This window comes from Zhengella mangrovi, assembly GCF_002727065.1.
GTDB lineage: Bacteria > Pseudomonadota > Alphaproteobacteria > Rhizobiales > Rhizobiaceae > Zhengella > Zhengella mangrovi.
In genome coordinates, this window is record NZ_PDVP01000002.1 from 350,124 (window position 1) to 372,496 (window position 22,373).

At 65.6% G+C, this 22,373-nt stretch carries 19 protein-coding genes; 9 read left to right on the forward strand and 10 right to left on the reverse strand.

Annotation, left to right across the window (positions count from 1 at the left end):
• Positions 1 to 6 precede the first annotated feature (6 nt).
• From topA to rpmG, 6 genes are all read left to right on the forward strand, one after another.
• Entirely contained in the window at positions 7 to 2,625 is a 2,619-nt protein-coding gene (topA, locus tag CSC94_RS05535) for a type I DNA topoisomerase (RefSeq protein WP_099305256.1), read from the forward strand.
• The gene (rnr, locus tag CSC94_RS05540) at positions 2,625 to 4,931 is read left to right on the forward strand and encodes a ribonuclease R (protein ID WP_099304632.1); all 2,307 of its coding nucleotides are present in this window, start codon (positions 2,625 to 2,627) and stop codon (positions 4,929 to 4,931) included. Before topA ends, rnr begins: the two co-directional genes overlap by 1 nt.
• Complete coding sequence (locus CSC94_RS05545; RefSeq protein ID WP_099304634.1) at positions 4,928 to 5,371, forward strand: DUF983 domain-containing protein; 444 nt, start codon at positions 4,928 to 4,930, stop codon at positions 5,369 to 5,371. The genes rnr and CSC94_RS05545 overlap by 4 nt, the downstream gene beginning before the upstream one ends.
• Positions 5,372 to 5,377: 6 nt before the next feature.
• Positions 5,378 to 6,121 carry an NUDIX hydrolase gene (locus CSC94_RS05550; RefSeq protein ID WP_099304636.1) on the forward strand — a complete coding sequence of 248 codons (744 nt, stop codon included), beginning with the start codon at positions 5,378 to 5,380 and terminating at the stop codon, positions 6,119 to 6,121.
• 77 nt (positions 6,122 to 6,198) lie between these two features.
• A complete protein-coding gene (locus CSC94_RS05555; protein ID WP_205853243.1) occupies positions 6,199 to 7,356 on the forward strand; it encodes an MFS transporter in 1,158 nt (385 codons plus the stop codon).
• Positions 7,357 to 7,490: 134 nt separating this feature from the next.
• Complete coding sequence (gene rpmG, locus CSC94_RS05560; RefSeq protein WP_099304647.1) at positions 7,491 to 7,658, forward strand: 50S ribosomal protein L33; 168 nt, start codon at positions 7,491 to 7,493, stop codon at positions 7,656 to 7,658.
• A gap of 456 nt (positions 7,659 to 8,114) precedes the next feature.
• Here the strand turns inward: rpmG and CSC94_RS05565 are convergent, their stop codons facing one another.
• Together CSC94_RS05565 and CSC94_RS05570 are read right to left on the reverse strand one after the other, a co-directional pair.
• On the reverse strand, positions 8,115 to 9,500 hold the full coding sequence (locus tag CSC94_RS05565) for a PleD family two-component system response regulator (protein WP_099304651.1): 1,386 nt from the start codon (positions 9,498 to 9,500) through the stop codon (positions 8,115 to 8,117).
• 40 nt (positions 9,501 to 9,540) lie between these two features.
• Positions 9,541 to 9,912 carry a response regulator gene (locus CSC94_RS05570; protein WP_099304655.1) on the reverse strand — a complete coding sequence of 124 codons (372 nt, stop codon included), beginning with the start codon at positions 9,910 to 9,912 and terminating at the stop codon, positions 9,541 to 9,543.
• Positions 9,913 to 10,081: 169 nt separating this feature from the next.
• Here CSC94_RS05570 and CSC94_RS05575 point away from each other — a divergent pair, with 169 nt between their 5' ends.
• Entirely contained in the window at positions 10,082 to 10,378 is a 297-nt protein-coding gene (locus tag CSC94_RS05575; RefSeq protein ID WP_099304660.1) for a DUF3572 domain-containing protein, read from the forward strand.
• Positions 10,375 to 11,028, forward strand: coding sequence for a hypothetical protein (locus tag CSC94_RS05580; protein ID WP_099304663.1), 654 nt, complete (start codon positions 10,375 to 10,377; stop codon positions 11,026 to 11,028). Before CSC94_RS05575 ends, CSC94_RS05580 begins: the two co-directional genes overlap by 4 nt.
• Before the next feature lie 17 nt (positions 11,029 to 11,045).
• On the opposite strand, the gene CSC94_RS05585 is transcribed toward CSC94_RS05580, so the two are convergent.
• Positions 11,046 to 11,621 (reverse strand): GNAT family N-acetyltransferase, encoded by a 576-nt coding sequence (locus tag CSC94_RS05585; RefSeq protein WP_099304667.1) that lies wholly within the window; start codon positions 11,619 to 11,621, stop codon positions 11,046 to 11,048.
• A gap of 80 nt (positions 11,622 to 11,701) precedes the next feature.
• Between CSC94_RS05585 and CSC94_RS05590 the strand changes: the two genes are divergently transcribed.
• Positions 11,702 to 13,012, forward strand: coding sequence for a DNA polymerase IV (locus CSC94_RS05590; protein ID WP_099304671.1), 1,311 nt, complete (start codon positions 11,702 to 11,704; stop codon positions 13,010 to 13,012).
• A gap of 94 nt (positions 13,013 to 13,106) precedes the next feature.
• Here the strand turns inward: CSC94_RS05590 and CSC94_RS05595 are convergent, their stop codons facing one another.
• The 7 genes from CSC94_RS05595 to mce form a co-directional block, all read right to left on the reverse strand.
• Complete coding sequence (locus CSC94_RS05595) at positions 13,107 to 13,523, reverse strand: rhodanese-like domain-containing protein (protein WP_099304675.1); 417 nt, start codon at positions 13,521 to 13,523, stop codon at positions 13,107 to 13,109.
• A gap of 87 nt (positions 13,524 to 13,610) precedes the next feature.
• Positions 13,611 to 17,093, reverse strand: a complete 3,483-nt coding sequence (gene dnaE / locus CSC94_RS05600) for a DNA polymerase III subunit alpha (protein WP_099304681.1) — start codon at positions 17,091 to 17,093, stop codon at positions 13,611 to 13,613.
• A gap of 487 nt (positions 17,094 to 17,580) precedes the next feature.
• A complete protein-coding gene (locus CSC94_RS05605; protein ID WP_165784328.1) occupies positions 17,581 to 18,258 on the reverse strand; it encodes an ABC transporter ATP-binding protein in 678 nt (225 codons plus the stop codon).
• Positions 18,258 to 19,556: a lipoprotein-releasing ABC transporter permease subunit gene (locus tag CSC94_RS05610; RefSeq protein WP_099304688.1), complete on the reverse strand. Its 1,299-nt coding sequence runs from the start codon at positions 19,554 to 19,556 to the stop codon at positions 18,258 to 18,260. Before CSC94_RS05610 ends, CSC94_RS05605 begins: the two co-directional genes overlap by 1 nt.
• On the reverse strand, positions 19,553 to 20,881 hold the full coding sequence (gene proS, locus CSC94_RS05615; RefSeq protein ID WP_099304690.1) for a proline--tRNA ligase: 1,329 nt from the start codon (positions 20,879 to 20,881) through the stop codon (positions 19,553 to 19,555). Before proS ends, CSC94_RS05610 begins: the two co-directional genes overlap by 4 nt.
• A gap of 512 nt (positions 20,882 to 21,393) precedes the next feature.
• Positions 21,394 to 21,681: a DUF1467 family protein gene (locus CSC94_RS05620; RefSeq protein ID WP_099304692.1), complete on the reverse strand. Its 288-nt coding sequence runs from the start codon at positions 21,679 to 21,681 to the stop codon at positions 21,394 to 21,396.
• 229 nt (positions 21,682 to 21,910) lie between these two features.
• Positions 21,911 to 22,315, reverse strand: a complete 405-nt coding sequence (gene mce / locus CSC94_RS05625) for a methylmalonyl-CoA epimerase (protein WP_099304694.1) — start codon at positions 22,313 to 22,315, stop codon at positions 21,911 to 21,913.
• Positions 22,316 to 22,373 lie beyond the last annotated feature (58 nt).

Consider the following 22,373-nt stretch of genomic DNA (forward strand, 5'->3'; position numbering starts at 1 on the left):
ATTTTCATGGACGTCGTGATTGTCGAATCGCCGGCCAAGGCGAAAACGATCAACAAGTATCTGGGCAAGAACTACAAGGTTCTGGCTTCCTTCGGCCATGTGCGGGACCTTCCGCCCAAGGACGGTTCGGTGCGCCCGGACGAGGACTTCTCCATGTCCTGGCAGGTGGACGGCGCGTCCTCCAAGCGGCTCACCGAGATCTCCAAGGCGGTCAAGGAAGCAGATTCGCTGTTCCTGGCAACCGACCCGGATCGCGAGGGCGAAGCGATCTCGTGGCACGTGCTGGAAGTCCTGAAGCAGAAGAAGGCGATCAAGGACAAGCCGGTTCGCCGCGTGGTGTTCAACGCGATCACCAAGAACGCCGTGCTGGAAGCGATGGCCAATCCGCGCGAGATCGACGCGCCGCTGGTCGAAGCCTACCTGGCCCGGCGCGCGCTCGACTACCTGGTCGGTTTCACGCTGTCGCCGGTTCTCTGGCGCAAGCTGCCCGGCGCCCGCTCGGCCGGACGCGTGCAATCGGTGGCGCTGCGCCTGGTCTGCGACCGCGAGGCGGAAATCGAGCGCTTCGTCCGCGAGGCCTACTGGCTGGTTGCCGGCACCTTCCTGACGCCGCGTGGCGATTCGTTTGCCGCACGCCTGATGACCTTCGACGGCCAGAAGGCGCAGAAGCTCGACATCACCAGCGCCGAGCAGGCCGAGGCGATCCGCAAGGTCCTGGACGGCTCGTCCTTCAAGGTGGCCTCGGTCGAGGCGAAGCCCGCCAAGCGCAACCCTGCGCCGCCCTTCACGACGTCGACCCTGCAGCAGGCGGCCTCGTCGCGCATCGGCTTCGGCGCGACCCGCACCATGCAGGTCGCACAGCGGCTCTACGAGGGCATCGACATCGGCGGCGAAACGGCCGGTCTCATCACCTACATGCGTACCGACGGCGTGCAGATGGCGCCTGAGGCGATCGCGGCGGCACGCGAGACCATCGGCAAGGAATTCGGCGCCAAGTACCTGCCGGAGAAGCCGCGCCATTATTCCACCAAGGCAAAGAACGCGCAGGAGGCCCACGAGGCCATCCGGCCGACGGACTTCTCGCGGACGCCGGCCTCGGTGCGCTCGTTCCTCGACAATGACCAGTTCCGGCTCTACGAGATGATCTGGAAGCGGGCGATCGCCAGCCAGATGAATGCCGCCGAACTGGAGCGCACGACCGTGGAGATCATCGCTTCGGGCGGTGGCAAGACGGCCGAGCTGCGCGCCAACGGCCAGGTGGTCCGCTTCGACGGCTTCCTGGCGGCCTACACCGAAAGCCGCGACGAGGATTCGCAGGACGAGGAGGAAGGCCGCCTGCCGGAGATCAGGTCCGGCGAGACGGTCAACCGCGAGTCCATTGACGTGACCGAACATTCGACGGAGCCGCCGCCGCGCTATTCGGAAGCCTCGCTGATCAAGAAGATGGAAGAGCTCGGCATCGGCCGCCCTTCCACCTATGCCGCGACGCTGCAGACCCTGCAGGACCGCGACTACGTGACGATCGACAAGCGCCGGCTCATCCCCGGTTCCAAGGGACGGGTTGTCACCGCCTTCCTCGAAAACTTCTTCCGCCGCTACGTGGAATACGATTTCACGGCGGATCTGGAGGAAAAGCTCGACGAGATCTCCGACGGCAAGCTCGCCTGGCGCGATGTGCTGCGCGATTTCTGGCGCGATTTCACTGCCGCCGTGGACGAGACCAAGGAATTGCGCGTTTCCGACGTGCTGGAAGCGCTCAACGAGGAACTGGCCCCGCTGGCCTTCCCGGCCCGCGAGGACGGCTCGGACCCGCGCATCTGTCCGAAGTGCGGCACCGGCCAGCTTTCGCTGAAGCTCGGCAAGTACGGTGCCTTCGTCGGCTGCTCGAACTATCCGGAGTGCGGCTTCACGCGGCAGCTCGGCGAGACGGGCGAAGGCGGCGGCGACGGGGCAGGACTGGAAGACGGCAACAAGGTGCTCGGCAACGACCCCTACACCGGAGAGGAAATCACCCTGCGCTCGGGCCGCTTCGGCCCCTATGTCCAGCGCGGCGACGGCAAGGACGCCAAGCGGTCCAGCCTGCCGAAGGGCTGGCAGCCGGCCGACATGGACCATGAGAAAGCGCTGGCGCTGATCAACCTGCCGCGCGACGTCGGCGCACATCCGGAATCCGGCAAGATGATTTCCGCCGGTCTCGGCCGCTACGGTCCGTTCGTTCTGCACGACGGCACCTATGCCAACCTGGAGAGCATCGAGGACGTGTTTTCCATCGGGCTGAACCGGGCGGTCTCCGTGCTGGCGGAGAAGGCCGCCAAGGGCGGGCGCGGCCGCGGCAAGCCGGCGGCGCTCAAGGAACTGGGCGACCATCCCGACGGCGGACCCGTGACCGTTCGCGACGGACGCTACGGACCCTATGTGAACTGGGGCAAGGTGAACGCAACCCTGCCGAAGGACAAGGATCCGCAGTCGGTGACGATGGACGAGGCGCTGGCGCTGATCGCCGAAAAGGCGGGCAAGTCGAGCGGCGCCAAAAAGGCGGCCGGCGGGCGCAAGACCGCTGCAAAGAAAACGACCACGAAGAAGACGGCGTCCAGGTCCAAGCCCGCCGCGAAGACGTCCGCCTGATGGCGCGCCGGCTTCCCGGCACCGGCAAATCGCGGGGCGACCGTCCGGCGCGCAACGACCACATGCCCTCCCGCGAAGAGATCCTTCGCTACATCGCGGAGAACCCGGATGCGGCCGGCAAGCGGGAACTCGCCAAGGCGTTCAACCTGAAGGGCGATGCGCGCGTCGAACTGAAGCAGATGTTGCGCGACCTGCAGGACGAAGGGCTGATCGAGAAACGGCGCAAGCGGCTGTCGCGGCCGGGCTCCCTGCCCCACGTGACCGTTCTGGACATCTTCGGACGCGACAGCGACGGCGGCCTGCTGGCCCGTCCCATGGAATGGGACGAGGCCGACAGCCCTGCCCCCGTGGTTTCGGTCCGGACCAGCCGCAATGCGCCGGGGCGCCAGCCGGGCGTCGGCGACCGGGTGCTGGCCAAGACATTTGCTTCCGACCGCGACGACGGGCCGGCCTATTCGGCGCGCGTCATGAAAGTGCTCGACAAGCGGCGCGACGCGGTGCTGGGCGTGCTGCGCGAGACGGCCGACGGCGGCCTGCGGATCGAACCGGTTGACCGCAAGCAGGCCGAACTGGTGATCGAGACCGAAGACCGCGGCGACGCGAAGCCCGGCGACCTCGTCGAGGTTCAGCCCGGGCGAAGCCCGCGCCACGGCCTCGGGCGCGGCAAGGTGACGGCCGTCATCGGCTCGGTGACCTCCGAAAAGGCGATCTCGATGATCGCCATCCATGCCCATGAAATTCCCCACGTGTTCCCGCCCGAAGTTCTGGCGGAAGCGGAGGCGGCGGAGCCGGCCACGATGGCGGGACGCGAGGACTGGCGCGATCTCGACCTGGTGACCATCGACCCGGCCGACGCCAAGGATCACGACGACGCCATCCATGCCGAGGCCGACCCGGACCCGGAGAACGCCGGCGGCCAGATCGTCACCGTCGCCATCGCCGATGTCGCGGCCTACGTGCGCTCCGGATCGGCGCTGGACCGGGAGGCGCTGAAGCGCGGCAATTCCGTCTACTTCCCCGACCGGGTCGTGCCGATGCTGCCGGAACGCATCTCCAACGACCTGTGCTCGCTGAAGGAGAACGTGGACCGGCCGGCACTGGCGGTTCGCATGGTCTTTTCGGCAAAGGGCCGGAAGCTGCGCCATTCGTTTCACCGCATCATGATGCGCTCGTCGGCCCGGCTCGCCTACACCCAGGCCCAGGCCGCCATCGACGGCGCGCCGGACGAGAAGACCGGTCCGATCCTGGACACGGTGCTGAAGCCGTTGTGGGACGCCTACCGCGTGCTTTCCAAGGGCCGGGCCAACCGCGAGCCGCTGGAACTGGACCTGCCGGAGCGCAAGATCCTGCTCAAGGACGACGGAACGGTGGACCGCGTCACGGTTCCCGACCGCCTCGACGCGCACAAGCTGGTCGAGGAATTCATGATCCAGGCCAATGTCTCGGCCGCCGAGACGCTGGAGACCAAAAGCCAGGCGCTGGTTTACCGCGTGCACGACATGCCGTCGCTGGCCAAACAGGAAGCGCTGCGCGAATTCCTGCGCACCGTCGGCCTGTCGCTGGCGCGCGGCGCGCAGTTGCGGCCGGCCCAGTTCAACACCATCCTCTCGGCCGTGGACGACACGGAAAACGAGGCGCTGGTCAACGAGGTGGTGCTGCGCAGCCAGAGCCAGGCGGTGTATTCGCCGGCCAACATCGGCCATTTCGGCCTCAACCTGCAGCGCTATGCGCATTTTACCTCGCCGATCCGCCGCTATGCCGACCTGATCGTGCATCGCGCGCTGATCCGGGCGCTGAAACTCGGGGCTGACGGGCTGACGCCCGACGAGGAAGCGCGCCTCGATGACACCTCGGCACTGATCTCGGGAACGGAGCGGCGCGCCATGGCGGCCGAACGGGAGACGGTCGACCGGCTGATCGCCTCGCATCTCGCCGACCAGGTCGGCCAGGTGTTCGACGGGCGCATCACCGGCGTGACCAAGGCCGGGCTTTTCGTGCAACTGCCGCAATTCGGCGCCGATGGCTTCATTCCCATCTCGACTTTGGGGCAAGAGTACTATCATTACGACGAGGCTGCGCATGCCGTGATCGGCGGTTCGAGCGGCGAAGGCTGGCGGCTGGGAGACAAGGTCGAGGTCGAACTGGTGGAAATCGCGCCGATGGCTGGCTCCATCCTGATGGAAATGGCCAGTGACGCGCGGCCGCTGCCGGGAATGACACGTTCCTTTCACAAGGCCAAGGCAGGGTCGCGCAAGCGGCCGGGAGTCGCCAAGGGCCGCTCCGGTGGCAAGGGAAGAAGACGATGACGCATGACATCCGGCATTTCGGCGGCGAAGCGCACACCGGGCGGCCGGCCCGGGACCTGGGACAGGCGATGTGGCGCGGCTGGCGCTGCCGCTGCCCGAACTGCGGCGAAGGCAAGCTTTTCAAGGGCTTCACGAAGACGGTGGATGCGTGCGCCCATTGCGGCGAGGAAATCCACCACCACCGGGCCGACGACCTGCCCGCCTACCTCGTCATCTTCATCGTCGGCCATATCGTCGTCGGCGCCTTCATGGGCGTGGAGCGGATCTATTCGCTGACCAACTGGCAGCACCTGGCGATCTGGGTGCCCCTGACCGTGCTGATGTCGATCGCCATCCTGCAGCCCGTCAAGGGGGCCGTCATCGGCCTGCAATGGGCGCTCTACATGCATGGTTTCGGTGGCGAAGACGACAAGCTCGACATCCATCCCGAACAGGACTGAACAGACATGGACGGACTGACACGCGCGCAGATCGACAAGGCGGAAAACAAGGACTTCGCGCTTGGAAAAGGTCCGCTGCGTCCGCGTGACGCGGCCACGCTGCTGCTGCTCGACCGCTCGGGAAGCAAGCCGAAAGTGCTGCTCGGCAAGCGGCATCACAAGCACGCCTTCATGCCCGGCAAGTTCGTCTTCCCGGGCGGCCGGACCGACCCGGCCGATGCCCGCGTGCCTGTTGCCGGCGATCTGCCGAGCCCGGAAGCCGACAAGCTCTTCGCCAGCACGCGCGCCCGGTTCACCCCGACGCGCGCCCGGGCCATCGCCATGTCGGCCGTGCGCGAAACCTACGAGGAAGCCGGGATCCTGATCGGCCACAGGCAGAATTATACGACGAAGGCCGCCGACTGGCAGGGGTTCTGCGCCCATGGCGTGGCCCCGTCGCTGGAAGGGCTCCGTCTCGTCGCCCGCGCCATCACCCCGCCCGGGCGCGTGCGCCGCTTCGATACGCGCTTCTTCGCCGTCTGGCGGGACAGTGCCGCGCTGGAACTGCCGGAAGGCGGCCCGACGCAGGAACTGGAAGAGCTGATGTGGCTCGATTTCGCCGACGCCGTGAAGGCCGACATCCCGATCATCACCCGCACCGTGCTCGAGGAACTCGGCAAGCGGCTGAACGCGGACCCGGAGCTTGCTCCCGGTGGACCGGTGCCCTTCTACCGCATGATCCACGGCCAGTTCCGGCGGGATGTTCTCTAGACCCGGGCCCTGCCCCTGAAACGGCGGAAACGACCCACATGCAGCCCGACTTCACGCATGATCTTGGGCCGGACGATGTGCAGTGGCGAGGGCTGATCGCGGCCGTGGCCTCGATCTCCGTCGTCGGCATCGCCATCGGTCTTGGCATGCCGCTGCTCTCCTTCGTTCTGGAGGCACGCGGCTTTTCGGCCGGCATGATCGGCCTGAACACGGCCGTCGCCGGCGTCGCCTCGCTGGCGGCCGCGCCCTTCGCGACACCTCTCGCCATCCGCTTCGGCATGGTCCCGGTCGTGCTCGCCATGCTCGCGGTCGGCGGGTTGTCGTTCAGCGGCTTCTACTTCGTCGAATCGTTCTCCGGCTGGTTCGTCCTGCGCGCGCTCCTGCATTTCGCGATCACGGTGCTGTTCATCCTGTCGGAATCCTGGATCAACCATTGCGCACCACCGGCGCGGCGCGGTTTCGTGCTCGGGCTCTATGCCACGGTGCTGTCGCTCGGCTTTGCCGCCGGGCCGTGGATTTTCGCGCAACTGGGATCCGGCGGGTTCCTGCCATTCGGCTTCACGCTGTGCCTGATCGCGCTGGCCGCCGTGCCCGTGCTCTTTGCCACGCGCGACGCCCCGGACCTCGCCGAGGAAGGCGGACTGTCCACGGGGGCCGATTTCTGGCGCTACATCGTGCTGGTGCCAACGGCAACCTTCGCCGTCTTCGTGTTCGGCGCCGTCGAGACGGGCGGCTTTGCCCTCTTCCCCGTCTACGGGCTGCGCATCGGCTACGGCGAATCGAGTGCCGCCCTTCTGCTGACCATGATCGGGCTCGGGAACGTGGTCCTGCAGATCCCCCTCGGCCTTCTCAGCGACCGCGTCCGCGACCGCCGGGTCATCCTGCTTGTCTGCGCGGTCATCGGGCTCGCCGGCATGATCGCGCTGCCGCATGTTGCCCACGACTGGTATCTGACCGCCGGCATGCTGTTCGTCTGGGGCGGCGTGGTCGCAGGCCTTTACACCGTCGGCCTGGCGCATCTGGGCTCCATGCTGACGGGCCGCCAGCTGGTCGCGGCCAACGCGGCCTTCGTCTTCTGCTACGCGCTGGGCATGCTGCTGGGACCGGCGGCGATCGGCGCCGGCATGGAAGTCGCAGGGCCGGACGGGTTCGCCCACGTGCTGGCCATTTTCTTTGCCGCCTACGTGGTGCTGGTGCTGGCGCGCCAGCTTTTCCGGCCACGAAAACCGGCCTGATCGTGCGGAGTTCACGCCTGCGGGCTTGACTTTCCCGCGCCGATCCGTATGTGTCGCGCACGAACGATTGCCGCGCCGGGTCCCCGTGCCCCTGGGCATGCGGTGTTCCCGAACAAGCAAGAACGGAAAAGACCATGGCCAAGGCTACCACGATCAAGATCAAGCTTCTGTCGACCGCCGACACGGGCTTCTTCTACGTCACGAAGAAGAACAGCCGCACGATGACGGACAAGATGACGAAGCGCAAATACGACCCGATTGCGAAGAAGCACGTCGACTTCAAGGAAACCAAGATCAAGTAATCCGGTTTCCAGCCAGACATTCCTAAAAACGCCGCCCTCGCCAGGCGGCGTTTTTGTTTGCGCTCGCGGCACCGGCAAACTCGCGCCGGAGGACGCGAAGTCCTTCATTCAACATCTTGATTTTCAAGGAGAATGGGGGCCGACCGGAATCTGGCAGCGGTACGAGGAGGCCACTGATCGCCAGCCCGGTCGGCCCACCCCACGGACCCAGGAGATGCGGCGGACCTGAGCTTCATGGGGTAAACATATCGCCCCACGGTTTTGGATCAGACCTACCCACAACTCGTAACGCGATTAATCGAGGGCAGGATGTTGCAATCCTATGGAAAAATCAACCATTTCTTAACGTTGCGGCAATGCTGACTCACAGGATGGTTAAAGGTAAAAGGCCAGCCATCGTCCGGCCGGAGACCTTGATCCCGCCCGAACAAGCCGTTTCTTCATCTTTTCAACTGTTTAAGCGGCTTCCGAGGAAGCGTGGGCAACCACGCGGTTGCGGCCGGTATTCTTGGCCTCGTACAGCGCCTCATCCGCCCTTTTCATGATCTGGGCGGGGTCTTCGTCGCTGCCCCGGAGCGAGGCGACGCCGATCGACACGGTGACGTCGATTTCGCGCCCGTTGCCGATCTCGAAGGCGGTGGCCTCGATCTGCGACCGGAGGCGCTCGGCGACCTTGTGGGCGATGTCGGCGGGCGTATCGGGCATGATGATGGCGAACTCCTCGCCGCCGTAGCGGCAGGCGAGATCGGCGCCGCGCACATGCCGCCGGATGCGGCGCGCGAACTCGCGGATCACGGCATCGCCTGCATCATGGCCATAGGTGTCGTTGACCAGCTTGAAGCGGTCGAGGTCCGTCATCATGATCGACAGCGGGCGGCCGCGATTGCGGGCACGTTCGAACAGGCGCTCCAGGTGCGTGTCCAGGTAGCGGCGGTTGTGCATGCCGGTCAGCGGATCGGTCACCGCCATCTCGATCGTCTGCGTGATCGACGCGCGAAGACCGTCGTTGTAGCGCTTGCGGCGGATCTGGGTCTTCAGCCGGGCCTTGAATTCCTGCGGCTCGACGGGCCGCGTCACATAGTCGTTGATGCCGATCTCGAGGCCCCGCGTGACCATTTCGTCCTGGTCGGCCTCGGCCACGAGGATGATCGGCGTGAAACGCGTGTGATCGACGGAACGCAGGTGCGAACACAGCCGCAGCGGATCGAAATCCGAAAACAGGGTGGAGATGACGATCACGTCAAAAGGCTTGTTGACCGCGTCGAAAAAGCCGGACTGCGGGTCGCTGGCGTGGGTGACGTTGCCCATGTCGCCCAGGACGGCCTGGAGGCGGGCTGCCGACGAGGCGCGCTCGTCGATGAGCAGGAACTCGGGCCGGCGCGCGTCTTCGGCGGCGATGCGACTGTTGAGCAGTTCATCGATGCCGATGTCGCGCGTGGTCGCTGCCCGCAGACGCAGTTCGTCTGACAGCGACTTCAGCCGGACGAGGCTCTTGACGCGGGTGATGAGCTGCAGGTCGTTGACCGGCTTGGTCAGGAAATCGTCGGCGCCGCATTGCAGCCCCTTCACCCGGTCGGCCGGCTGGTCCAGCGCGGTGACCATGACGACCGGAATCTGCGCCGTCTGCGGATCGGCCTTGAGACGGCGGCAGACCTCGAAGCCGTCGATCCCGGGCATCATGATGTCGAGCAGGATGACGTCGATCCGTTCGGCCTCCACGAGGGCCAGAGCCTCCTCGCCATTGGCGGCGGTGAAGACCTCGAAATATTCGGCCAGGAGACGCGCTTCCAGCAGCCGCACGTTGGCGGGAATGTCATCAACGACGAGGATGCGCGCGGTCATGAAGACTTTCCGGTTGCCAGCAGGTCACGGACGAACGCCATCAGGCGTCCCCGAGATAGGACTTGATCGTCTCGATGAACTTCGGAACCGAGATCGGCTTTGAAATGTAGGCTTCGCACCCGCCCTGGCGGATGCGTTCCTCGTCTCCCTTCATGGCGAATGCGGTGACGGCGATGACGGGAATGACGTGCAGATCGTCGTCCTGCTTGAGCCATTTCGTGACTTCGAGGCCCGAGACCTCGGGCAACTGGATGTCCATGAGGATGAGATCGGGGCGGCCCGCGCGGGCAAGGTCCAGCGCTTCCAGACCGTTGCGGGTCTGGATCGTTTCGTAGCCGCTGGCCTCGATGAGGTCACGGAAGAGCTTCATGTTCAGCTCGTTGTCTTCGACGATCATGACCTTTTTCGCCATGCCACTCCCCTGCTCCGCAGCCGTTCGGACCGTGTTTTCGCTGTGGATGAACAGCGGTTTCAGTCCGTGACTTCATCTCATCCTAATCCAATTTGATTTACGAAAGGCAAACCGGCACGGTGAAACACGCGCGGGCTGGCCAAGCGGAACGAACGGGAACCAGACCATCATGGCACGAACGCTTTCACCGGAAGAAGCCCAGGACATGGCGATCGCGGCGCTCGGTTTCGTTGCCGGCGACGACCGCCTGCTTCCGCGCTTCCTCGCCATTTCCGGCATCGAGGCGTCGCAGATCCGGGCCGCGGCCGCCGAGCCCGGTTTCCTGGCCGGCGTGCTCGGCTTCATCCTGGCGCACGAGCCCACGCTGATGGCATTCTGCGAGGCCCGGGGCATCCGGCCGGAAACCGTCGGCGCGGCGCAGCAGGCGCTGCCGGGCGGCGACAGCCGCTACGAGGCATCGACATGAGCGACGATCCGGAGACGGTGCGCCAGATCGCGGCGCTCTCGATGGACACACGGCCGTTGCTGGTGCTTGACGTGGACGAAGTCGTGCTGGAGTTCCTCGCGCCCTTCACCCGCTACCTCGACCACCGCGGCTACGGCTTCCAGTCGGAAAGCTTCCGCCTGCACGGCAATGTCGTGGAGACGGCCACGGGGACCGCCGCCGCGGCTGACACGGTCTCCGGCCTGCTGGATGACTTCTTCGCTGCGCAGGAAGACTGGCAGACGCCGGCCGCGGGCGTGAGCGCTGCGCTGGACCGGCTTTCCGGGCTGGCCGAAATCGTGATGCTGACGGCCATGCCGCACGCACACCGCGAACGCCGGCGGACCCTGCTCGACCGTCTCGGCATCCCGTTTCCGCTGGTGACGACGGAAAAGGCGAAAGGACCGGCCGTGGCCCTGCTCGCCGGCGAGCGGACCGCACCGGTCGCCTTCGTCGATGACATTCCCCACAACCACGCATCGGTGCAGAAGCATTTTCCGCGCGCCGGCCTGTTCCATCTCATGGCGCACGAAGGCATGCGGCGGTTGCTGCCGCCGCTTCCGCCAGGCGTCGTGGAAACGCGCGACTGGGCAGATGCATCGGCGAAGCTGGCGGCGGCACTGGCAGTTTGAGCCGGGGCAAACCGGTTTCACAGGGCCAGGCGGAGGAGTGGACGGCCCGGCTTTCGGCGTGCGACCTCGATAAAACCGGCCTTGAGGAAGACGCCCGTGGACCCGACGAACAACCCGGGCGACCGCGCCTGTTTTGCCCGGTCCATCGGACAGGCCTCAAGACATCGCGCGCCGCCCGCGCGGGCATGCGCGATCGCCGCACGAACCATGGCATGCGAGAAGCCCTGTCCGCGGACTGACGACTTGAAGAAGAAGCAGGAGACGGCCCAGACTGTCCTGTCCTCTGCCGGGGCATCGGGCAACGGCGCGCAGACACGATTCGCATTGTTCCACTGCGGGACGTCGGCGCGCGGCCCCACCTGCATCCAGGCTACCGGTTCGCCGTCCAGATAGCCGAGGAGACCCGGAGCCGGCCCCTTTTTCACACGCTGAAACATGTGATCACGCCTCTGCTCGTGATTCATGGCGTTTCGCTCTTTCGGCGGAAGCCGGAAATAGGTGCACCAGCAGCCGAAGCAGGCCCCCTGCGGCCCGAAAAGTGTCGCAAGATCATCCCAGCGATCGGGACAAAGAGGATGGATATCGAGTGTCATCGAGAAGCCCTCCCCATGCTTGCCCGGATACAGGGCAACGATATATGATTGCCTTTGTTCTGTTTACGTTCTCATGAGCCATGATGGTTGTCAACGATCCGGAAGCCGGTTTCTGCCGCGATTGCCTGCGCCTCCAGCGCGGTCCGGGACGGCGTTGCGAGGCCTGCGGCAGCCCGCGCCTGCTGCGCCACAAGGAACTCTACCGGCTGGCCATCGCGCATATCGACTGCGATGCATTCTATGCCTCGGTGGAGAAGCGCGACAGGCCCGAGGTCCGCGACCGCCCTGTCATCATCGGCGGCGGCAAAAGAGGAGTCGTTTCAACCGCCTGCTACATCGCGCGCATCCGCGGCGTGAAGTCGGCCATGCCGATGTTCAAGGCGCTGGAGGCCTGCCCGGACGCGGTGGTGATCAAGCCCGACATGGAGAAATACGCCCGTGTCGGCAAGGAGATCCGCGAGCGCATGCGCGCTCTGACGCCGCTCGTCGAACCGGTCTCGATCGACGAGGCCTTTCTCGACCTGACCGGAACGGAACGGCTGCACGGAGCCCCGCCGGCCATCGTGCTCGGCCGGTTCGTCCGTTCCATCGAAACCGAGATGAACCTCACCGTCTCGGTCGGCCTCTCCTACTGCAAGTACCTGGCCAAGCTGGCCTCGGACCTGCAGAAGCCGCGCGGCTTTTCCGTCATCGGCGAGGAAGAGGCCACGACGTTCCTGGCCGACAAGCCGGTGGGGATGATCTGGGGTGTCGGCAAGGCGCTGGAGGAAAGGCTGCGGGCCGACGGGATCACCCGCATCGGCCAGTTGCAGACCATGGACAAGGGCGATCTCATGGCACGCTATCATGCCATGGGCGAGCGGCTGTGGTCGCTTGCCCGCGGCGTCGACAGCCGCAAGGTGGACCCGCACCACGACATGAAGAGCATTTCCGCCGAGACGACCTTCAACGAGGACCTGTCGCGGCTTGACGATCTCGCGCCCGTGTTGCGCGCCCTTTCGGAGAAGGTCTCCGCGCGCCTCAAGGCCGGCTCGCTTGCCGGGCGTACCGTCGTGCTGAAGCTCAAGACGGCGGATTTCCGGGCGCGGACGCGCAACCGGCAGCTGGCGGATCCGACCCGCCTTGCCGACCGCATCTTCGCCACCGGTCTCGATCTTCTGAAAAAGGAAGTGGACGGCACCCGCTTCCGGCTCATCGGCATCGGCGTGGCGGACCTCGGCTCACCGGACCGGGCCGATCCCGCCGATCTCGTCGACACGGGTGCCGCGAAGCGGGCCAAGGCGGAGGGCGCCATGGATGTCCTGCGGGCAAAATTCGGCGGCAAGGCGGTGGAAACCGGCTACACCTTCGGCAAGGGCAGCCGAGGCAAGCCGCAGCGGGACCAGGATTAGGGGAATTCCGGTGACCGTGGACACCGGTCCACGGGCCTGGGCGCTGCGGTGGCTGAGCGTATCGCGACCCGCTGCCGCTTGGCCTGACACAAGGTCAGCAGTTCTCGCACCAGGTCTTCATCGGCAGGCCCTCGGCCATCCAGCCCCTCACCCGGGCATTGCCCGCGACGCCTCCCGTCACGTCGACCACGCCGGTCAGCCCCGCCTTTTCCAGGACGCCGGCGAGGTAGTTCGAGCGGTTGCCGGTGCGACAGATGAAGCCGACCGCCTTGCCGGGATTGCCCGCCAGCAGGGCCTTCAGCCTTGGCACGAAATCGCCGGCCGTCATGTCGATGGGCGTCGCCTGTTCGGGGATGCCTGTCTCGGCCCACTCCCCCGGCGTGCGGATATCGACAAGGACGAGGCTGCCCTTGCCGATGGCCTCATAGGCCTGGCGCGGGGTGATCTTCTCGGCGGCGAAGGTTGCAACGGCAGAGAAAAGCAGTGCCAGAAGGGCAGTCAGAATTCGCATGGACAGGCTCCCGTTGATCCGACGCGATGTGGGGTGCGGCCGGAACGGATCAACGCGGCAAACGGGCGCATGCGCCGCCCGCCCTCGTCAGACCATTTCCACCTCGATGACACCCGGAATGGCGCGCAGCGCGTTGGGCAGGCGTTCCTTCAGATCGAAGGATCCCGGGAGGCCGACCTCGACTTCGCCACCGCCATCGGGCTTGATGACGATCAGGCTGACCTGCCCTTCGCCCTGCCCGGACACGAGCTGCGAGGCGATCGACTGCAGGGGCGACGCGTCGCGGACGAAGATCCGCAGGGCCTTCAGCGAGGCTTCCGTCTTCTCGTTGTCGAGCAGTTGCACCGTCTGGATGCGGACGCGCACACCCTCCGGGTTGTCGCGGGCGGCCACCGTGATGACCACGGAATTGCCCGGCTCGAGCAGGTCGCGATATTTCAGCAGATCCTCGGAATAGAGCACCGCCTCGTACTGTCCGGTCGCGTCGGTAAGCATGACGATGCCCATGCGCGAGGCGCCGTTCTGGATGCGCCGTTCCTGCTTCGAGACGATGGTTCCGGCCAGGCGCCCGGCGCTGGCGCCGCGCTTCACGGCGGCGGAGAAATCGGCCCAGTTCTGCACGCGCATGCGCTTGAGGGTCTCGGCGTGTTCGTCAAGCGGGTGGGCCGACAGATAGAAGCCGACGGCCTGAAACTCGCGGTGCAGCTTTTCCGCCGAACTCCACGGCTCGCCGGCCGGAAGCCGCAGGGTTTCGGCCACGGCGCCACCGCCGCCGGAGAACATGTCGTGCTGGCCGGATGCCGCGTTTTCCGCCGCGCGCGCGCCCAGCCCCATCATCCGGTCGAGGCCGGCCATCATGTTCTCGCGCGGGTGGGAGAAGCAATCGAGCGCGCCGGCCGAGATGAGGCTTTCCAGCACCCGCTTGCCGACGATGCGCGGATCGATCCGCTCGCAGAAATCCTCCAGCGAGGCAAAGGGCTTTTCGGCGCGCTTCGCCTCGATGTGCCGCACCGCCGCCTCGCCGACCCCCTTGATGGCGGACAGCGAATAATAGATTCGGTTGTCGCCCACTTCGAAGAGATGGTGCGACGTCATCACCGACGGCGGCACGACCTCGATGCCGAGGCGCAGGGCATCCTGGCGGAAATCGTTGAGCTTGTCGGTGTTGTTCATGTCGAGCGACATGGAGGCGGCGAGGAACTCGACCGGGTAATGCGCCTTGAGCCAGGCGGTCTGGTAGGACACGACCGCATAGGCCGCGGCATGGGACTTGTTGAAGCCGTAGTCGGCGAACTTGGCCAGGAGATCAAAGATGAAATCGGCCTGGTTCTTCGACACGCCGCCCTCGACGGCGCCCTCGACGAAACGGACGCGCTGCTTGTCCATCTCGGCGCGAATCTTCTTGCCCATGGCGCGGCGCAGCAGGTCGGCTTCGCCGAGCGAGTAGCCGGAGAGCTCCTGCGCGATCTGCATCACCTGCTCCTGGTAGACGATGACGCCCTGCGTCTCCTTCACCAGGTGGTCGATCTTGGGGTGGATGGAGGCGATCTCCTCCTGCCCGTGCTTGCGCGCGTTGTAGGTGGGGATGTTCTCCATCGGACCCGGGCGATAGAGCGCCACGAGCGCGATGATGTCCTCGATGCAGTCGGGCTTCATGCCGATCAGCGCCTTGCGCATGCCCGCCGATTCCACCTGGAAGATGCCGACCGTCTCGCCGCGTGCCAGCATCTCGTAGGTGGGCGCGTCGTCGAGCGGGATCTTCGACATGTCGAGATCGACGCCGCGCCGGCGGACGAATTTCACCGCCGTCTCGATGACGGTGAGCGTCTTCAGGCCGAGGAAGTCGAACTTCACCAGGCCGGCCTGCTCCACCCATTTCATGTTGAACTGGGTGACCGGCATGTCGGAACGCGGATCGCGGTACATGGGCACCAGTTCCGACAGCGGCCGGTCGCCGATGACGATGCCGGCGGCATGGGTGGAGGCGTGCCGGTAGAGACCTTCCAGCTTCTTGGCGATATCAATCAGCGTGCCGACGATCGGCTCTTTCTCGATCTCCTCGGCGAAGCGCGGTTCGTCCGCCACCGCCTTTGCCAGCGGAACCGGATTGGCCGGGTTTGAGGGCACCAGCTTGGTCAGCCGGTCCACCTGGCCATAGGGCATCTGAAGCACGCGCCCGACGTCGCGCAGCACGGCGCGGGCCTGAAGCGACCCGAAGGTGATGATCTGGGCAACCTGGTCGCGGCCGTACTTGTCCTGGACGTAGTGGATGACCTCGTCGCGACGTTCCTGGCAGAAATCGATGTCGAAGTCGGGCATCGACACGCGTTCCGGGTTGAGGAAGCGCTCGAAGAGCAGGGAGAAGCGCAGCGGGTCGATGTCGGTGATGGTCAGCGCCCAGGCGACCAGCGAGCCGGCGCCGGAACCGCGGCCCGGTCCGACCGGGATGTCGTGCGCCTTGGCCCACTTGATGAAGTCAGACACGATGAGGAAGTAGCCGGGGAACTTCATCCGCTCGATGATGCCCAGTTCGTAGTCGAGGCGCTTCTCGTAGTCCTCGCGGGTATAGCCGGCGGACAGGCCCTGCGCTTCCAGGCGCCCGGCCAGGCCTTCGACCGCCTGTCGGCGCAGTTCGGCCGCCTCGGCCGCCACGACGGCATCGGCATCGGCCAGGTCGCCGCCGGTGAAGCGCGGCAGGATCGGCGCCCGGGTCTGGGCGAAGGCATGGCAGCGCCTGGCAATCTCGACGGTGTTGTCGATGGCCTCGGGCAGATCCTCGAACAGCGCGATCATCTCGGCCTGGCTGCGCAGGTAGTTGTCCGGCGTCAGCTTGCGGCGCTCGTCCACCGCGATCACCGTGCTCTCGGCGATGGCGATCAGGGCGTCGTGCGCGTCGTAATCCTCGCGGGCGGGAAAGAAGGCCTCGTTGGTGGCCACCAGCGGCAGCCCGTGGTCATAGGCAAGGCGAACCGTGGCCGCCTCCAGCGCGCGGTCCCACTGGCCGCAACGCTGCAATTCGACGTAGAGCCGGTCGCCGAACCACTGCCTGAGCGCCAGAAGCCTGGCCTCGGCCAGGCCGGCATGACCGGCCTTCAGTTCGCGGCCAACCGGGCCGTCGGGCCCCCCGGTCAGGCAGATGACGCCCTCGGACAATTCCTCGATCCAGGCCGGCGTGACATGGACCGGCTCGCCATCGCCGGTGGCCAGGTAGGCACGCGACACCAGGCGCACCAGATTGGCATAGCCGTCGACGCTGGCCGCGATGAAGACAAGCGACGGCAGGTTCTCCGGCTTGCGCCCCTGCCCGCGACCCGTCTCGTCGGCCTTGTCGGCAAAATCCACCGCCAGCTGGCAACCGATGATCGGCTGGATGCCGTCCTTCGACGCCTTCTGGGAAAACTCCAGGGCGCCGAAGAGATTGTTGGTGTCGGCAATGGCGATGGCCGGCGCCTCGTCCTTGAGTGCGTGGCCGATCACCTTGCCGAGGGGCAAGGCCCCTTCGAGCAGGGAATATTGCGAATGGACGCGCAAGTGAATGAACATCCGACCGCTGTCGCCCGGCCCTGCCATGACAGCTCTCCCTGCTTTCGAATCCCGATCTGAATGTCTCCAGTGTCGGCATCCGGACCCGTCCTGTCCAGCGCCACAAGCCGGGTTTCGGGTCAGCAGGAAAAAGTTTCCCCACCTTCGGCGTTCTCCGCGTTTCCGGACACCAAACCGTTGTCCGCTTTCGCTGGAATCGCGCCGGGCGGGGTACGCGATACAAACGCCTTACAGGGCGCCAATCCACATGGCGGACGCGACGATGAACATGGAAACGGAAACCAGCGAGGCAACGTCATAAATCAGGTCAGACATGGCATTTACTCCCTCTTGTTCGTTGTTTGTTCTTTTATTCCTGTTTTGTTCTCCCGTCAAGACGCGAAACGGAACGGGAACGTTTATTCCCGTTTCCCACAGCGGATGGTTAAGGAAGGGTTAGGAAAGCCCGGAACCGGCCGCTATCGGGCAGCGGCCGCCCGATGCGGGCCTGCCGCGGCGCGGGCCGGCGCCGGCCTCAGAGCGGTACGACCTTGCCGCCCTTCAGCGTGACGCGGCGGTCCATGCGCGCGGCGAGGTCATGGTTGTGGGTGGCGATCATCGTCGCCAGGCCGGAGTTGCGCACCAGTGCTTCCAGGGCGTCGAAAACGTAGGCGGACGTCACCGGGTCGAGATTGCCGGTCGGCTCGTCGGCCAGAAGGACCAGCGGTGCATTGGCCACGGCGCGGGCGATGGCGACGCGCTGCTGCTCGCCGCCGGAGAGCTCGGACGGCCGGTGATCGACGCGATGGCCGACCTTCATGTAGTCGAGCAGCTGGCGGCTGCGCTCGGCGGCATCGGCGCGCGCAAGACCATGAACCATCTGCGGCATCATGACGTTCTCGAGCGCCGTGAACTCCGGCAGAAGGTGATGGAACTGGTAGACGAAGCCAATGTCGTTGCGGCGGATGGCGGTGCGCTGGTCATCACCCAGACGCCCGCAGGCACGGCCGTTGACATGGACATCGCCGCCATCGGGGCGCTCCAGAAGGCCGGCGGTGTGCAGGAGGGTGGATTTGCCTGCGCCGGACGGGGCGACCAGCGCCACCATCTCGCCAGAGCGGAGCTGGAAATCGCAATCGGCCAGGATGTCCAGCCGCTTGCCGCCCTGCTCGTAGTGGCGGCTGACCGATTTCAGTTCAAGGACCGCCGTCATCACTCGTACCTCAGGGCATCGACCGGATCGATGCGCGCCGCGCGCCAGGCCGGGATGATGGTGGCGATGAAGGACAGGACCATGGCCATCACCAGAACCGAAACGGTTTCGCCGGCATCGATCTTGGCGGGCAGCTGGCTGAGGAAATAGAGGTTCGGGTCGAAGATCGTGGTGCCCGACAGCCAGGAGAAGAATTCGCGGATGGATTCGATGTTCCAGCAGACCAGGAGGCCCAGCAGCAGGCCGCCCAGGGTGCCGGTCAGGCCGATGGCCGAGCCGGTCATCAGGAAGATGCGCAGGATCGACCCCGACGTCGCGCCCATGGTGCGCAGGATGGCGATGTCGTGGCCCTTGTCCTTCACCAGCATGATGAGGCCGGAAATGATGTTCAGCGCGGCCACGAGCACGATCAGCGTCAGGATCATGAACATGACGTTGCGCTCGACCTGGAGGGCCGAGAAGAAGGCCTGGTTGCGCTGGCGCCAGTCGGACAGGAAAACGGGACGGGCGGCGGCCGTCTCAATCGCGGGCCGGAGGGCATCGACATCATCCGGGTTGTCGAGAAACACCTCGACCGACTGCACGCGGCCATCCATGTTGAAATAGAGCTGGGCCTCGGACAGCGGCATGTAGACGATGGAGGAATCGTAGTCCGACATGCCGATCTCGAAAATCGCCGTGACCGGGTAGGCCTTCACGCGGGGCGTGGTGCCCATCGGCGTGACGTCGCCGTCCGGCGAGACCAGCGTCAGCATGTCGCCGAGGGCAAGCCCGAGATTGTCGGCCATGCGCGCGCCGATCGCGACACCGCCGCTGGCCTCGAACCCGTCGAGAGAGCCCTGCTTGACGTTGCCGGACAGCATCTGGATCTTCGGAATGTCGGCATCGCTGACACCGCGGACCAGGGCGCCGGTGCCGGCACCGATGCGGCCGGACGCCAGGGCCTGGCCCTCGACCAGCGGCAGCGCGGCGCGAACGCCCTGAACTGCCGAGATCCGCTTCGCCACGGCCTCGTAATCGGTCATCGGGCTGTCGATCGGCTGCACGATGACGTGGCCGTTGACGCCCAGGATCCGGTCGAGGAGCTCGACTCGAAACCCGTTCATCACGGCCATGACGATGATGAGCGTGGCGACGCCCAGCATGATCCCGATGAAGGAGATCAGCGCGATGACGGAGACGATTGTCTCCTTGCGCCGCGACCGCAGGTAACGCAGGGCCACCATGCGTTCGAAGGCCGAGAACGGACCGGCGCCCGACGGCGCCGTCACGTTTGCGGAGGCCGCGTCCGTGGTCATGCGGCGCCGCCGAAGCGGGCGATGGCCGCGTCGATCGTCATCATTTCGCGTTCACCGGTGCGGCGGTTCTTCACCTCCACCTCGCCCGCGGCCACGCCCCGCGGGCCGGCGATCAGCTGGACGGGAATGCCGATCAGGTCGTGGGTGGCGAATTTCTGGCCCGCGCTGCGATCGGTGTCGTCGTAGAGGACGTCGAGCCCGGCAGCGGTCAACTCGCCGTAGAGCTTCTCGCTCGCCGCGTCGCAGGCCTCGTTGCCGGGCTTCATGTTGATGACGGAGAGATTGAACGGCGCAACCGCGTCCGGCCAGATGATGCCGTTCTCGTCGTGGCTGGCCTCGATGATCGCCGCGACGACGCGCGTCGGACCGATGCCGTAGGAGCCCATGGAGACGGGATGTTCCTTGCCGTCCGGGCCGGTGACCTTCGCGCCCATCGGCTCGGAGTATTTCGTGCCGAAGTGGAAGATGTGGCCGACCTCGATGCCGCGCGCGTTCATCCGGGCGCTTTCCGGCAGCGCATCCCACGCAGCCTCGTCGTGCATCTCGTCGGTGGCCGCGTAGGGCGTGGTCCACTGATCGACGATGCCGGCGATCTCGGCATCGTTGGTGAAATCAACATCGGCGCCGGGCGCCGACATGGACATGAAGTCGGCATGGCAGAACACCTCCGACTCGCCGGTCTCTGCCAGAATGATGAACTCGTGGCTCAGGTCGCCGCCGATGGGGCCGGTGTCGGCGCGCATCGGGATGGCCTTCATGCCCATGCGCTCGAAGGTGCGCAGGTAGGCCACGAACATGCGGTTGTAGGCCGCCCGTGCGCCCTCGTAGTCCAGGTCGAAGGAATAGGCGTCCTTCATCAGGAACTCGCGGCCGCGCATGACGCCAAAGCGCGGACGGACCTCGTCACGGAACTTCCACTGGATATGGTAGAGATTGAGCGGCAGGTCCTTGTAGGAGCGGACGTAGGAGCGGAAGATGTCGGTGACCATCTCCTCGTTCGTCGGACCATAGAGCATGTCGCGCTCGTGGCGGTCCTTGATGCGCAGCATTTCCTTGCCATAGTCGTCGTAGCGGCCGCTTTCGCGCCACAGGTCGGCCGACTGGATGGTCGGCATCAGGATCTCGACCGCCCCTGCCCGGTTCTGCTCCTCGCGAATGATGGTGTTGACCTTGCCCAACACCTTCAGCCCGAGAGGCAGCAGCGAAAAGATGCCGGCCGACTGCTGGCGGATCATGCCCGCACGCAGCATGAGCCGGTGCGACACGATTTCCGCTTCACGCGGATTTTCTTTCAGGATTGGCAGGAAGAAACGGGAGAGACGCATGGAAAGGTCCTGAATGGCTGCGGTCCGAACAGCAGGAATCGGCGTTGCACCGACCCGGCGGAATCTGTCAGCGCTTCATAGCCATTTCATGGCAGATTGGAAAGCCGACCGATGGCCAAGGGCAACCCGCCGAATATTGTTGCACCGCAGCATGCATTTGATTGAAAATGCAGCAAAAAGGGCGTGACAAACCGCCACGCATGCGTCTATGGTCTGCTCCACAAACAGGGACCGGAAACCACAAGCCGGATCTCACTTCGCGGTCAAAGTCTTGGGAGGATGTGATCCTGGCGCGGTAATCGCAGCCGCCGTTCAGTCGGATAATGGATCAACGCGCAACTCGTCAGCAAGGCTTCGGGCCTTGCTTTTTTTTTGCGCCATCGGCGTCCCAAGCGATTTATCACTCCCTGGCGGCCCCGCAGCGCTTCGCCGCCGCAGCCTGCTTCCGCATAAAGCAAACGCGTCGGACAAGGCCGCCAACCGCCGGCGACCCATCGTCCGGCGGCCTCTCCTCAGCCGTTGCCGTAGACGTAGTTCGGGACGATGCGTGGAACGTCGTCGATCGTGTAGCCGAGGCCCTTGGTGATGCCGAGGTAGATCGCGAACAGGATGGCGGTCAGGAGGGTGGCGCGCAGGAACGCTCTCCGCATATGGCGGCCCGTCGGCGCACTGGAGACCGTGCCGAGCGTGACCTCGCCTTCCTCTTCCTGTGTCCGCAGGCTGAACGGAAGGACGATGAACAGGCAAAGCCACCACAGCACGAAGTACAACGCGGCATAAGAGATGATGGTGGTGAGCATGCGCGTCTCCGTATGATGGGCCTCGTCCGCGCGGGACCGTTGTCTTCCATTGCCACAGGGCCTTGCCGCCTTCGGCGAAACGCCGCACTGCCCGATCGCTTCAAGCACAATTCCGGACGGGAAACCCGTATCCGTTCCCGCCCGAACTGCACCTGCTGGCTGCCATATGGTCCACAGCCGCGAAAAAGGCAAAGGGGCAAATCGGCGCGGGCCGAACCTGCCGCGGCAATCAGACCTGTTCGAGTTCCACCAGCGTCCCGTGAAAGTCCTTCGGATGCAGGAACAGCACCGGCTTGCCATGGGCGCCGGTCTTCGGTTCGCCGTCACCCAGCACGCGGGCGCCCTGCCCTTTCAGGTGGTCGCGGGCCGCGCGGATGTCGTCGACCTCATAGCAGACATGGTGCATGCCGCCGGACGGGTTCTTGGCCAGGAAAGCGGCGATCGGCGACGCCTCGCCGAGCGGTTCCAGAAGCTCGACCTTGGTGTTGCCGAGGTCGACGAAGACGACCGTGACGCCGTGCTCCGGCAAGGCCTGCGCCTCGCTCACCCGGCCTCCCAGCGTATCGCGATAGGTCGCGGTGGCGGCGGCCAGGTCCGGAACGGCGATGGCGACATGGTTCAGGCGTCCGAGCATGGGGATCTCCTGCTGAAAGGCTCAAGCACGGCACGGACATAGGCGCGCCCGCGCCGGC

Bases quoted from the DNA above. Each gene is read 5' to 3' on its own strand.
- topA (WP_099305256.1), top strand. From the start codon at position 7: ATGGACGTCGTGATTGTCGAATCGCCGGCCAAGGCGAAAACGATCAAC.
- rnr (WP_099304632.1), top strand. From the start codon at position 2,625: ATGGCGCGCCGGCTTCCCGGCACCGGCAAATCGCGGGGCGACCGTCCG.
- CSC94_RS05545 (WP_099304634.1), top strand. From the start codon at position 4,928: ATGACGCATGACATCCGGCATTTCGGCGGCGAAGCGCACACCGGGCGG.
- CSC94_RS05550 (WP_099304636.1), top strand. From the start codon at position 5,378: ATGGACGGACTGACACGCGCGCAGATCGACAAGGCGGAAAACAAGGAC.
- rpmG (WP_099304647.1), top strand. From the start codon at position 7,491: ATGGCCAAGGCTACCACGATCAAGATCAAGCTTCTGTCGACCGCCGAC.
- CSC94_RS05565 (WP_099304651.1), bottom strand. From the start codon at position 9,500: ATGACCGCGCGCATCCTCGTCGTTGATGACATTCCCGCCAACGTGCGG.
- CSC94_RS05570 (WP_099304655.1), bottom strand. From the start codon at position 9,912: ATGGCGAAAAAGGTCATGATCGTCGAAGACAACGAGCTGAACATGAAG.
- CSC94_RS05575 (WP_099304660.1), top strand. From the start codon at position 10,082: ATGGCACGAACGCTTTCACCGGAAGAAGCCCAGGACATGGCGATCGCG.
- CSC94_RS05580 (WP_099304663.1), top strand. From the start codon at position 10,375: ATGAGCGACGATCCGGAGACGGTGCGCCAGATCGCGGCGCTCTCGATG.
- CSC94_RS05585 (WP_099304667.1), bottom strand. From the start codon at position 11,621: ATGACACTCGATATCCATCCTCTTTGTCCCGATCGCTGGGATGATCTT.
- CSC94_RS05590 (WP_099304671.1), top strand. From the start codon at position 11,702: ATGATGGTTGTCAACGATCCGGAAGCCGGTTTCTGCCGCGATTGCCTG.
- CSC94_RS05595 (WP_099304675.1), bottom strand. From the start codon at position 13,523: ATGCGAATTCTGACTGCCCTTCTGGCACTGCTTTTCTCTGCCGTTGCA.
- dnaE (WP_099304681.1), bottom strand. From the start codon at position 17,093: ATGGCAGGGCCGGGCGACAGCGGTCGGATGTTCATTCACTTGCGCGTC.
- CSC94_RS05605 (WP_165784328.1), bottom strand. From the start codon at position 18,258: ATGACGGCGGTCCTTGAACTGAAATCGGTCAGCCGCCACTACGAGCAG.
- CSC94_RS05610 (WP_099304688.1), bottom strand. From the start codon at position 19,556: ATGACCACGGACGCGGCCTCCGCAAACGTGACGGCGCCGTCGGGCGCC.
- proS (WP_099304690.1), bottom strand. From the start codon at position 20,881: ATGCGTCTCTCCCGTTTCTTCCTGCCAATCCTGAAAGAAAATCCGCGT.
- CSC94_RS05620 (WP_099304692.1), bottom strand. From the start codon at position 21,681: ATGCTCACCACCATCATCTCTTATGCCGCGTTGTACTTCGTGCTGTGG.
- mce (WP_099304694.1), bottom strand. From the start codon at position 22,315: ATGCTCGGACGCCTGAACCATGTCGCCATCGCCGTTCCGGACCTGGCC.